This window comes from Clostridium nigeriense (assembly GCF_050585265.1).
GTDB lineage: Bacteria > Bacillota > Clostridia > Clostridiales > Clostridiaceae > Clostridium > Clostridium nigeriense_B.
Map to the genome: position 1 here is coordinate 26407 of NZ_JBNOOE010000002.1, position 12790 is coordinate 39196.

The 12790-nt window shown below is 29.6% G+C and carries 11 protein-coding genes; 9 read left to right on the forward strand and 2 right to left on the reverse strand.

Annotation, left to right across the window (positions count from 1 at the left end; translation table 11 throughout):
* Positions 1-242: 242 nt before the first annotated feature.
* The 5 genes from ACQPVP_RS01825 to rho all read left to right on the forward strand — a co-directional run bounded on the left by ACQPVP_RS01825 (position 243) and on the right by rho (position 6847).
* Complete coding sequence (locus tag ACQPVP_RS01825) at positions 243-1361, forward strand: BMP family lipoprotein (RefSeq protein ID WP_430846690.1); 1119 nt, start codon at positions 243-245, stop codon at positions 1359-1361.
* Between the two features lie 238 nt (positions 1362-1599).
* Positions 1600-3120, forward strand: coding sequence for an ABC transporter ATP-binding protein (locus tag ACQPVP_RS01830; protein WP_430846692.1), 1521 nt, complete (start codon positions 1600-1602; stop codon positions 3118-3120).
* A complete protein-coding gene (locus ACQPVP_RS01835) occupies positions 3120-4208 on the forward strand; it encodes an ABC transporter permease (RefSeq protein WP_430846694.1) in 1089 nt (362 codons plus the stop codon). Before ACQPVP_RS01830 ends, ACQPVP_RS01835 begins: the two co-directional genes overlap by 1 nt.
* Positions 4208-5155 (forward strand): ABC transporter permease, encoded by a 948-nt coding sequence (locus tag ACQPVP_RS01840; RefSeq protein WP_430846696.1) that lies wholly within the window; start codon positions 4208-4210, stop codon positions 5153-5155. Before ACQPVP_RS01835 ends, ACQPVP_RS01840 begins: the two co-directional genes overlap by 1 nt.
* Before the next feature lie 291 nt (positions 5156-5446).
* Positions 5447-6847: a transcription termination factor Rho gene (gene rho / locus ACQPVP_RS01845; protein ID WP_430846698.1), complete on the forward strand. Its 1401-nt coding sequence runs from the start codon at positions 5447-5449 to the stop codon at positions 6845-6847.
* A gap of 34 nt (positions 6848-6881) precedes the next feature.
* Here rho and ACQPVP_RS01850 read toward each other — a convergent pair whose 3' ends face one another.
* Together ACQPVP_RS01850 and rpmE are read right to left on the reverse strand one after the other, a co-directional pair.
* Positions 6882-7982, reverse strand: coding sequence for an MGDG synthase family glycosyltransferase (locus ACQPVP_RS01850; RefSeq protein WP_430846700.1), 1101 nt, complete (start codon positions 7980-7982; stop codon positions 6882-6884).
* Positions 7983-8248: 266 nt separating this feature from the next.
* Complete coding sequence (rpmE, locus tag ACQPVP_RS01855) at positions 8249-8455, reverse strand: 50S ribosomal protein L31 (protein ID WP_008676589.1); 207 nt, start codon at positions 8453-8455, stop codon at positions 8249-8251.
* 151 nt (positions 8456-8606) lie between these two features.
* Here rpmE and ACQPVP_RS01860 point away from each other — a divergent pair, with 151 nt between their 5' ends.
* From ACQPVP_RS01860 to ACQPVP_RS01875, 4 genes are all read left to right on the forward strand, one after another.
* Positions 8607-9194, forward strand: coding sequence for a thymidine kinase (locus ACQPVP_RS01860; protein WP_430846702.1), 588 nt, complete (start codon positions 8607-8609; stop codon positions 9192-9194).
* Between the two features lie 17 nt (positions 9195-9211).
* Entirely contained in the window at positions 9212-10975 is a 1764-nt protein-coding gene (prmC, locus tag ACQPVP_RS01865) for a peptide chain release factor N(5)-glutamine methyltransferase (RefSeq protein WP_430846704.1), read from the forward strand.
* Between the two features lie 63 nt (positions 10976-11038).
* Positions 11039-12124: a peptide chain release factor 1 gene (gene prfA, locus ACQPVP_RS01870; RefSeq protein WP_430846706.1), complete on the forward strand. Its 1086-nt coding sequence runs from the start codon at positions 11039-11041 to the stop codon at positions 12122-12124.
* A gap of 50 nt (positions 12125-12174) precedes the next feature.
* On the forward strand, positions 12175-12765 hold the full coding sequence (locus ACQPVP_RS01875) for a hypothetical protein (protein ID WP_430846708.1): 591 nt from the start codon (positions 12175-12177) through the stop codon (positions 12763-12765).
* The last annotated feature ends 25 nt before the right edge of the window (positions 12766-12790 follow it).

The window sequence follows — 12790 nt, forward strand, 5'->3', positions numbered from 1 at the left end:
ATTAAGTAATATTTAATATATGCAGATTTTTTTAGAAAAATTAACAAATATTATATTAAATGAAATTTAATTCTAGTATAATTAAGAAGAATAGATATAATTATATTTTACCTAAGATAACTTTAAGGGGATAAAGGAAAAATTCTTGGGAGATACTGCTATAACTTAAGTTAAAATTTTAAATTTGAGCACTTCTTTGAATTTCAAAGTTTGCTATATATTATTTTATGGAGGGATTATACATGAAAAAAAAGCTAATAGCACTAACGCTTTCAGCACTTATGGTCACAGGCCTAGTAGGATGTGGTAATGGTAGCGGAGGATCAAGCACAGGTGAATCAAAAACTGATCTTAAGGTAGGTATGGTTACTGATGCAGGAACTATAGATGATAAGTCATTTAACCAAGGTACTTGGGAAGGAATTTTAAAGGCCCATGATGAACTAGGGGTCGATAACAATTATATAAAACCAGCTGGGACTACTGAAGCAGATTATATGAAGGAAATAGGAAATCTTTATGATACAGATTATAAATTTATAGTTACTCCTGGATATAAATTTGGAACAGCTCTATTCCAATCACAAGATAAATATACAGATGCTAAATTTGTTATAATTGACGCTTCTCCTAACAATGGAAAATCAGGAGAGGAATATGTTGAAAAAGTTGGAGATAACACAGTTGCTGTTTACTTTGCAGAACATGAAGCAGGATTTTTAGTTGGGGCTGCAGCAGCCTTAGAATTAAAAGAAGGGGACCTAGGATTTATAGGTGGTATGCAAATACCAGCACCACAAAAGTTTAACTGGGGATTCCAACAAGGTGTTAAGTATGCAAATGAAAATTTAGGAACTAATGTGACTATTAAGGAAGAAAATGTTATATATGAAGGAACATTTGATAATGTTGCAGGTGGACAACAATTAGCTGCTACTATGTTCGATAGAGGAGTTAAGGCAATATTTACTGCAGCTGGTGGAGTTGGAGTTGGAGCTATTAATGAAGCAAAATCCAGAGCTGCAAAGGGTGAAGAAGCTTGGATAATTGGTGTTGATGTTGACCAATATGATGATGGTATATATGACGAAGCAGAAAATAAATCAATAATATTAACTTCTGCTGTTAAGAAAGTTGATACAGCAACCTTCGATATAATAAAGGATGAAATAGATGGAAAATTCCCTGGTGGACAAACTTTAACTTTTGATGTTAAATCAGGGGGAGTAGGTATCCCAGAAGAAAATCCTAATCTTTCTAAGGAAACTCAAGATAAGGTTTCAGAAATTACTGAATTAATTAAAGAAGGAAAGATAGTTGTATCTGATCAAAAAGATGGATTAATAGAACCTGGAAATTAATCATTTTAATATAAGTATTAGTTTTAATATATTATTAGGAGCTGTCGCACAATGAAAAATTAAGGATGAAGAATGAAAAATTAATGGAAAAACTCCTGAAAGAGTTTTTATAAGGAAATTAATTTTAGTAATTCTGTAAGAATTACATAAATAATTCTTCATTTTTAATTTTAAATTCTTAATTAGGGCTTTTTGTGTGACAGCTCTTTAAAATTATAAAAAGAAAGTGGTGAATTGTATGGAGTATATAGTAGAGATGCTTAATATCCGCAAAGAATTTCCAGGAATTGTAGCTAATGATAATGTCACATTACAGCTTAAAAAAGGGGAAATTCATGCTCTTTTAGGAGAAAACGGGGCTGGTAAATCTACATTAATGGGAATGTTATTTGGTATGTATAGCCCGGATGCTGGGGTAATAAAAGTAAATGGGAAAGAAGTTAATATTTCAAATCCCAATATAGCTAATGAGTTAGGAATTGGTATGGTTCATCAGCATTTTAAATTAGTTGAAAACTTTACTGTAACTGAAAACATTATTTTAGGTATTGAGCCTAAGAAATTCTTAACAATTGATACAAAGAGCGCAGCAAGGAAAATTGAAGAATTGTCTAAGGTTTATGGATTAAATGTTGATCCATATGCAAAAATTGAAGATATATCTGTTGGTATGCAACAACGTGTTGAAATTCTTAAGATGCTTTACAGAAATGCAGAAGTTCTTATTTTTGATGAACCAACAGCAGTTTTAACACCACAGGAAATTGAAGATTTAATATTAATCATGAAAAATCTTATAAAAGAAGGTAAATCAATAATTTTAATTACACATAAATTAAAAGAAATCAAGGAGGCGGCAGATAGGTGTACTGTTATACGAAGAGGCAGGTACATTGGAACTGTTGATGTTAAGAAAACATCAGAAGCTGATATGGCTAAGATGATGGTTGGTAGACAAGTATCTTTTAGCGTTGAAAAAGGAAAAGCTCATGCTGGAGAAGAAGTTTTAAAAATAGAAAACTTATACGTAAAAAATAATAAAAAGGTTTTGGGATTAAAGAATTTTAATCTAGAAGTTAAAAAAGGTGAAATCGTTGGCATAGCTGGAGTTGAAGGTAATGGTCAAACGGAATTAGTAGAAGCCATAACAGGGATGAAACATATAGAAGAAGGAAAAATATTCTTTAAAGGAAAAGATATTACAAAGGATTCTATTAGAAAAAGAATAGATGAAGGAATAGCACATATTCCAGAAGATAGACATAAAAGAGGACTTATTTTAGATTATAATTTAGAAGATAACTTGGCTCTTAAAGTTTATAAAAATAAATCATTTTCAAAGAGTGGGCTTATAAACAGAGGTAAGATTACAGAATATGCAAATGAAATTATTGAAACTTTTGATGTAAGATCAGGTGAAGGTGGAAAATCTATTGCAAGATCTTTATCAGGAGGTAATCAGCAAAAAGGTATTATTGGACGTGAAATTCAATCAAATCCTGATTTATTAATTGCCGTTCAACCAACTAGAGGATTAGATGTAGGCTCTATAGAATACATACACAAAAGACTTGTTGAACAAAGAGATAGTGGAAAAGCTGTACTTTTAGTATCTCTTGAATTAGATGAGATATTAAACCTTTCAGATAGAATAGCTATAATAAATAATGGTGAACTTGTAGGAATTGTAGATGCATCTGAAACAGATGAAAATGAAGTTGGGTTAATGATGACAGGGATAAAGAGAGGTGAAAGGTAATGGAAAAAAATCAAGGGATTAAATCCATAATGGCAATAGTACTAGGCATTATTGCAGGTGCATTACTAATGTTAATTATGGGCTTTAACCCTGTTGAGGGTTATATATATTTGTTTAAAGGTGGGTTAATGAACCTTGAAAGAATAGGGAATACTATAGCCACTGCTACACCTCTAATGCTTACTGGATTATCAGTTGCTTTTGCATTTAAAACAGGATTATTTAACATAGGAACTCCTGGGCAAATGCTATTTGGAGGGTTTTGTTCAATAGCAGTAGGATTAACAGTGGACTTGCCTAAAGGTATATTAGTTCCAATAGTTATCCTTTCTGGAGTTGTTGGCGGAGCTTTATGGGGAATAGTTCCAGGATTATTAAAAGCTAAATTTAATGTACATGAAGTTGTTTCATCTATAATGATGAACTGGACAGCTTATTGGATAATTTATTATATGGTACCTAGATATTTTAAAGGAGAATTATTAGAAACTGAATCTAGGATGTTATCTGAATCAGCAACCTTAAAAGTGGAATGGTTAACAAACATATTTAAAGGTTCGTATATAAATTTAGGAATTTTTTTAGCGTTAATAGCAGTTTTAATAATATGGTTTATTTTAAATAAGACGGTTTTAGGATATGAATTAAAAGCTGTTGGTTTCAATAGATTTGGTGCAGAATATGCAGGTATGCCTGTAAATAGAAATATAATTATATCTATGATGATAGCTGGTGCATTGTCAGGACTTGCAGGAGCTATACAATATACAGGTAATGCCAATATAATGCAAATTGGAGTTATGCCAAGTCAAGGGTTTGATGGTATAGCAGTTGCATTACTTGGAGCCAGTAATCCAATTGGAGTTATTTTTTCATCATTATTCTTTGGAATTCTTTATGTTGGTAAGGGATTTATGAATGCTGCTGTAAAAGTACCACCAGAACTTGCAGATACTATAATGGCTACAATAATCTATTTTGCGGCAACTAGTATGATAATGGATAAAGTAATTAAGAAATTTAAAAAAGCTAAGAAAGATAAGTCTCATATAAATGATAATTCTAATGAAAGGGTGGTGGAAAAATAATGTGGAATATAATTGAACAAGTTTTTCCATATGCAATTTCTTATACAGTTCCTTTATTGATTACGGCTTTAGGAGCACTTTATTGTGAAAGAAGTGGAGTTGTAAATATAGGCTTAGACGGACTTATGATAATTGGGTCTTTTGCAGGAGCTTTAACTGTTTCTAAATTACAGGCAAATGGAGTTTCTGGAGCTTTATGGATAGGATTGATAGTAGCAGCTTTAGTTGGAGTTTTATTCTCATTGCTTCATGCATTTGCAAGTATAAATTTAAATGCAGATCAGGTTATAAGTGGGACAGCTATAAACATGATGGCAGGAGCATTGACAATTTACTTAGCAAGAAATATTACAGGAAGTGGTAATATAAGAGTAACTAATGGATTTATTCCAAAAGATATACCAGTACTTTCACAAATACCAATAATAGGTCCATTATTTTTCACAAAAACTTATGCAACTACTTGGTTAGTGTTGATAATATTATTAGCTAGTGCATTTCTATTATATAGAACTAGTTTTGGTCTAAGGTTAAGGGCTTGTGGGGAACATCCTCAAGCAGCAGCGGCAGCTGGAATTAGTGTGTTTAAAATGAGATATATAGGGGTTATGATATCTGGAGGGATGTCAGCCTTAGGCGGAGCAATAATGCTATTAACTTTTTCAGGAGAATTTAATGGAACAGTTGCAGGACTTGGATTCCTTGCTTTAGCAGCATTAATATTTGGACAATGGAAACCACTTGGAATACTTGGAGCAACTTTTTTCTTTGGATTTGCATCAACTATTGCAAATGTATCTCAAGCAGTTCCAGAACTATCAAAAATACCAGGAGTGATATTGAAGACATTCCCATATATAGTAACATTAATAGCTTTAGTTTTATTTTCTAAATCATCACAAGCACCTAAGGCTTCAGGTGAACCTTTTGACACTAGTAAGAGATAATTATTACTATATAATGTATTGATTTCATGTATTTCTTATGATATCTTAAGAAAGAGTAAGAAATTAAAAGCTAATTAATATGTGTTAAAGGGCTAGCTTATTAAGGTAGTCCTTTAAATATTTAAGATTAAAGGAAAAGAATTTGGTAATAATAATAAATAAACTTGATTAATTAACTAGATTAATTCATAATATAAATACATATATAAATTCGAGTATCCATATCTTTAATAATCTTGAAATCTCCCATAATTATAATAGAACTTATGAATAAAATATGGAGGTGTAATTTTGAACAAAGAAAATTACGAGAAGAAGACTTTAGTAGAGTTGAAAGAAATAGCAAAGGAGCTTAATATAAAGAATATTAGCAAATTAAAAAAAAGTGAGCTTATAGATGAAATTATGAATAACTCTCCAAAAAGAATAGAAAGAAATGGAGTTATTTTGCAAGAAAAAATAACACCTAAAGTGAAAGTTGAGGAGAATGTTAACTTAAATAAAGAAAATAAAGAAGAAGATAGGGAAGAAAAAAGAGAAAGATTAAAGGTTATGATAAATGAATCTGATACAGCTAAAGGTGTATTAGAAATTTTAGAAAATAATAGTTTTGGATTTTTAAGATGTAATAATTATCAAACGGGAGAAAATGATATTTATGTATCTCCATCTCAAATTAGAAGATTCAACCTTAGAACTGGAGATGAAGTTCAAGGAAAAGTTAGAGAGTCAAAAGAAGGCGAAAAGTTTAAAGCATTACTTTATGTGGAAAAAGTAAATGGAGAAAATCCAGAAAGAGCTGTAGGAAGAAAATCTTTTGAAACTTTAACACCAATTTATCCGGAAGATAGACTTCATTTAGAAACTAATAATGAAAATGATTTATCATCAAGACTAATGGATATAATCTGTCCAATTGGAAAAGGTCAAAGAGGTATAATAGTTGCACCTCCAAAGGCTGGTAAGACTACTTTATTAAAAAAAGTAGCTCAAAACATATCTAAAAATTACCCTGATGTTAAGCTTATAGTTTTACTTATAGATGAAAGACCAGAAGAAGTAACAGATATGAAGAGATCTATAAATGGTGATGTAATTTATTCTACCTTCGATGAAGAACCTCAAAATCATGCAAAAGTATCTCAAATGGTTTTAGAAAGAGCTAAAAGAATGGTTGAACAAGGGAAAGATGTAGTTATTTTATTAGATAGTTTAACTAGACTTTCTAGAGCTTATAATTTAACTATAACTCCAACAGGAAGAACTTTATCAGGAGGATTAGATCCAGGAGCTTTAATAATGCCTAAAAAATTCTTTGGAGCAGCTAGAAATGTTGAAGAAGGTGGAAGCTTAACTATACTGGCTACAGCATTAGTAGATACAGGTTCGAGAATGGACGATATGATATTTGAAGAATTTAAGGGAACTGGTAATATGGAAGTTCACTTAGATAGAAAGCTTCAAGAAAGAAGAATTTTCCCTGCTATTGATATTTATAAATCAGGTACTAGAAAAGAAGATTTAATTTTATCAAATGAAGAAAAAGAAGTAGCTTATTCAATAAGAAGAGTTATGTATAGAGATGGAAATGTTGAAAATGTTACAGAAAAGCTAATAAATATGCTTTCAAAAACTAAGAATAATAGTGAGTTTATAAATACATTTAGTAAAAGTGAAATAGAGAAAAAATAAAAGGTCTATGGGATTGTCCCATAGACCTTTAAAATTATTTAACTATTAATTTATCAGCTAAATTAACAATATTTTGTTTAGAATATAAAGATGATAAATGAGCTAGATTCAATCTCATCTTTTCTAGTTCCTTAGGGTTAGAAATCAAGTTATCTATAATTAAGTTTATTTCTAATAAATTATCTATATAAAGAGCATAACCATTTGAGGTTAAGAATTCTACATTTTGAATTTCTTGTCCTGGAATTGCAAAAGGGATTAATAAAGGTAATTTCTTGCTTATGGCTTCTGATACTGTTAATCCACCAGGTTTGCTAATAATTAAATCAGAATATTCCATTAATGAATCTATGTCTTTTGAGAAGCCTAGAATATGAAGTTTCTTATTTTTTGTAGCATTAGTATATTCTCTTAATAAACTTTCTTTTAGCTTTTCATTTTTACCGCAAACCACAGTTATTCTTAGCTTATTAGAATTATTCATCAATTCCTTTAAAACATATGAAATATTTTTAAGACCCATGCTTCCACTCATAAGTAATATATTAAAATAATCATCATTTTTGCTATTTTTAATATCTAACCTATTTTCAAAAAATTCATCCTTTATTGGAATTCCATAGGAAAATATTTTTCTAGAATCTATTCCTCTATTTGATAAATCAAACTTAGTATTTTCACTAGCGGTTATGTATGCATCTATATTTTTATCCATGTAAGTAGCATGCGCTTTAAAGTCTGTGACTATTACAATAACAGGAATATTTAGTCCCTTTCTTTTTAAAGATCCCATAATATTAACTGCAAAAGGGTGAGTGAGTAAAATGATATCAGGTTTAGTTTCTTGAATTAGTTTACTTATTTTTATTTTAGTAAAAGAAAAAACTAAAGATAAAAGTTTATTAGTAAATGATTTATCCGTTAATTTATAGGCAAATCCATAAGTTTTAGGTAAAAATGAAGCTGAGATTTCATAGCCCTTAACAAATAATTGAGTTAATAATTTACTATTACTTTTTAAAAAGTCATGAGTTATGACTTCGTATCCAGATTTTTCAAAGGTGCTAGATATAGATTTAGCAGCTTGATTATGACCTTCACCAGTAGAAGTTGTTAGTATTAAAATCTTTTTCATATAAATAACACTCACTTTTCTAAATAACATAATAAAATATTATAATTTAAATAATATTTATATTATAATATAAAAACATAAATTAATAATTAAAAAATATTAATTCTAAGATAAATTTAAGAAATAGATAAGTGAATAGATATTATATTGCTTGTTCCGTCGCACAGCTCCAAGTCACTGCAATATAATAGCTATTCACTTAAGGTTGAGCTTTTTAAAACTTAAGAAAATAGAAAATGGGAAAGACATTGTCTTTCCCAAGATTTCTATTTGTTAAGGTTAAATCTCTTATTGAATTTGTCAACTCTACCGCCAACATCAATGATTTTTTGCTTACCAGTGAAGAATGGGTGGCATTTAGAGCATATTTCTACTTTTAGTTCGTCTTTAACAGAACCAGTTGTAAAAGTATTTCCACATGCACACTTAACTACAGCTTCGTGATTGTATTTTGGATGTATGCCTTCTCTCATCTTTTTCACCTCTTTCGAATACTTAAATAACTATTAGAGTATATCATAGGTTAATATACGGGTCAAGGTTATACATAATAAAAATATCTTTGATTAGTTATAAACAAAAATGCTATAATCGTAATATATCTAGAGAAAAGGAGACATCAACATGAGTAAATTATATTTTAGATATGGAGCTATGAATTCTGGTAAGTCAACGCATCTTATGCAAGTAGCATATAATTATGAAGAAAGAGGAATGAAAGTTATATTAATTAAGCCTTTTACAGATACTAAAGGTGGAGATAGATTAGTTTCAAGACTTGGAGTTGAAAGAAAAGTAGATTTAGTTATTTATGAAGATGACAATATATTAGAAAAAGTTAAGGAGTATACAAAAGAGGTTGGAAATATAGATTGTATTCTAGTAGATGAAGTTCAGTTTTTAAAAGCAAAACAAATAGACGAATTATTTGAAGTATCAGTGGTATTAGATATACCTGTAATTTGTTATGGGCTTAGAACAGACTTTAGAATGCAAGGGTTTGAAGGAAGTACAAGACTTTTATTATTAGCACATAGCATAGAAGAGATGAAAACTATATGTAAATGTGGGAAAAAAGCGGTATTAAATGGTAGAAAAATTAATAACAGATTTGTCTTTGAAGGGGAACAAGTAGCTATTGATAATGTTAATGATGTGGAATATGAATCTTTATGTGGACACTGTTATTTTAAATATAAAAATAATTTATAATTAGAAAGAGTGGTAGTATGAGAAAGTGTGAAGTAGGAGGCCAAGCTGTTATTGAAGGGGTTATGATGAGAGGTAGCAAAGGGCAAGCTACTGCCATTAGAAAGCCTGATGGTGAAATAGAAATAGACATGAAAAGAATAGTTCCTATAACTAAGAAATATAAATTTTTAAATATTCCCTTTATTAGAGGAATATTTGTCTTAATAGATTCACTAGTTACAGGAATGAGTACTTTAAATTATTCTGCCTCATTTTTTGAAGATGAAGGAGAAGAAGAATCAAAGTTTGAGCTATGGTTAAAAGATAAATTTGGAGAAAAAAGTAATGATCTAATGATAGGTGCAACTATGATATTATCATTCGTTTTAGCAATCGGACTATTTATTGCATTGCCAACAGGTATAGCATCATTATTTAATATGCTAAATTTATCCCCGATAGTACTAAATTTAATTGAAGCATTTATAAGAATTGCAATTCTACTTATATATATGTATTCAATAAGCAAGATGGAAGATATATATAGGGTTTTTCAATATCATGGAGCTGAACATAAATCTATTTTTTGTTATGAGGCTGGTGAAGAGTTGACAGTAGAAAATGTAAGAAAGTTTGTAAGATTTCATCCAAGATGTGGAACAAACTTCTTATTCTTAATAATGTTAGTTAGTATAATAATATTTAGTTTTACAGGATGGGGAAATTTCTTTCAAAGACTAGTAATTAGAATACTATTAATTCCAATAGTTTCTGGTATAACTTATGAATTGATTAAGTGGTTAGGAAAAAGTAATAATACATTATCTAAAGTAATTGCTTATCCAGGGCTTAAGCTTCAAGAACTTACAACAAAAGAGCCTGATGATGATCAATTAGAGGTTGCAATAGCTGCACTTATGAGTGCAGAAGGAATAAAACCAAAGGAAAAAACTATAGGAGAGCTTTTAGATATTGGCTCTAAATCCTTAAAAAAAGAAAATATAGACACATATCTTCTAGATGCACAATTATTATTAGGAATGGTTTTAGGAAAGGATAAAATATATCTTATTACTAATAGAAGTAAAAATGTATCAATTAAGGATGAAAATGAATATTTGGATTTAATTGAAAAAAGAAAAAAGAAAATGCCTATTAAGTATATATTAGGTGAAACTGAGTTTATGGGATTAGACTTTGATGTAGAAGAAGGAGTATTAATTCCAAGAGGAGATACTGAGATTCTAGTAGAAGAATTACTTTCTATTATTAAAGAGGATGATAAAATAGAAGTATGCGATCTTTGTTCAGGAAGTGGAGCTATTGGAATATCTTTAGCTATATATAGAAAAAATATTAGAGTAGATGAAATTGATAATTTTGATATTCCAGAGAAGATAACGAAGAGTAATATACTTAAGCATGCTTTAGAAAATAGAGTTAAATTTATTAGAAGTAATTTGCTTGAAAATCCAATCAAAGATGGAAAGAAATACGATTTAATAGTATCAAACCCTCCATATATAAAAGCTAGTGAAATAGGAAATCTAATGGATGATGTTAAGCTTTATGAGCCACATACGGCATTAGATGGTGGAGATGATGGATTAGTATTCTATAGAAAAATAGTTGAGGAAAGTAAGCTAACACTAAAAGAAAATGGTATTCTAGCTTTTGAAATTGGTCATGATCAAGGTATTGATGTTAGAATACTGATGGAAGAAGCAGGATTCTCAAATGTTAAATTAGTAAAAGATTTAGCAGGATTAGACAGAGTTTTGCTGGGATACTTTAAATATTGATAATATTCTATCTCTTGTGATATAATAGGTAGATGTAAAAAAATGAAGTACGGAGTGATATTTATGTTATTAGATAAATTAGCGTTTATAGAGAATAAATATGATGAATTATCTGTAAAGATATCAGATCCTTCAATTATGGCTAATCAAAGTGAGTGGAGAAAGCTATGTAAGGAACATGCTGATTTAGAAATTATAGTTACAGCTTATAGAGAATATAGGACAGTTATAGATGATTTAGAAGCTAATAAGGAAATGTTAGCAGAAGAAAGTGATAAAGAAATGAGAGAAATGCTTTCTGAGGAGATTTCAATGTTAACTCAAAAAGAAGCAGAATTAGAAAAGCATATTCAAATTTTATTATTACCTAAAGACCCTAACGATGAAAAGAACGTATTTGTAGAAATAAGGGGAGGAGCAGGTGGAGATGAAGCAGCTCTATTTGCAGCTAACCTTTTTAGAATGTATACAAGATACGCTGAAACTCAAAGATGGTCAGTTGAACTTATGAGTGCAAATGAAACTGATATTGGTGGATTTAAAGAAGTAGTATTTATGATAAAAGGAAATGGAGCATATTCAAAGCTTAAATATGAAAGTGGTGTTCATAGAGTTCAAAGAGTACCAGATACAGAATCAAGTGGTAGAATTCATACATCTACTGCAACTGTAGCAGTATTACCAGAAGTTGATGATGTTGAGATAGAAATCAATGAAAAAGACTTAAGAATCGATGTTTATAGATCTTCAGGTAATGGAGGACAATGTGTTAATACAACAGACTCAGCAGTAAGAATTACTCACATACCTACTGGTGTTGTTGTTGCTTGTCAGGATGAAAAATCACAATTAAAAAATAAAGAAAAAGCTATGAAGGTTTTAAGATCTAGATTATATGAAGCTGCAGAAGCTGAAAGAAATGCTGGTATTGCAGAAGATAGAAAGAGCCAAGTAGGTTCAGGGGATAGAAGTGAAAGAATAAGAACATACAACTATCCACAAGGAAGAGTTACAGATCATAGAATAGGATTAACACTTTATAAATTAGAATCATTTTTAAATGGAGATATAGAAGAAGTAATTAATGCATTAATTACAGCAGATCAAGCTGAAAAAATGAAGCAAATGGGTAATACAGAATCTATTTAATAAGAAAAGCCTTACATTTTTAATGTGAGGCTTTTAAAGTAGGTGAAGGAATGAAAATACATAAGGCCTTGAAGAAGGAAAGAAGGCATAAAAAGCATTTCTTTATATTAATGATTACACTTTTTATAGTACTTCCTTTAATAGCTTTTTTATCTGAAATTAAGTCTTTATTTTTATGGGCTTATTTGGGATTTATTGAGATATTAATAATTATATCCTGCATAAATAAATTAAACTATCAGAATTTAAAGTTTTTCTGCAGTAATAATAAGTTAAGATTTAAAAGTGGTCTGTTTTCAAAAGAGTCAGTTATAATATGTGATAAGATAGCTGTTGTACATACTGATAAATCAAAAGAAGAAATGGATATAATACTTATAAGTACAGTAAGGTTTAGAAATCAATATTTAAAGCCAATTTCTAAGGGGTTTTTAAAGAAATATCCAGAAGCCTCAGAAGAGTATATAAAAGCTAAAAAAAATAATCCTGAAAAGAATTATTATTTTCAAATTATAAGAAAAGGAGCATTAAAAAAATATGTTTTACTAGATACTATTTATAAGAACTGTGTTAGAGCTTCATATACAGCTTCAGCCATAGAAAATATAAAGATAGCTAGGGAGCAGATAGAAATAGAATAAATGCTAAATGAAAGAGGGAATCTTT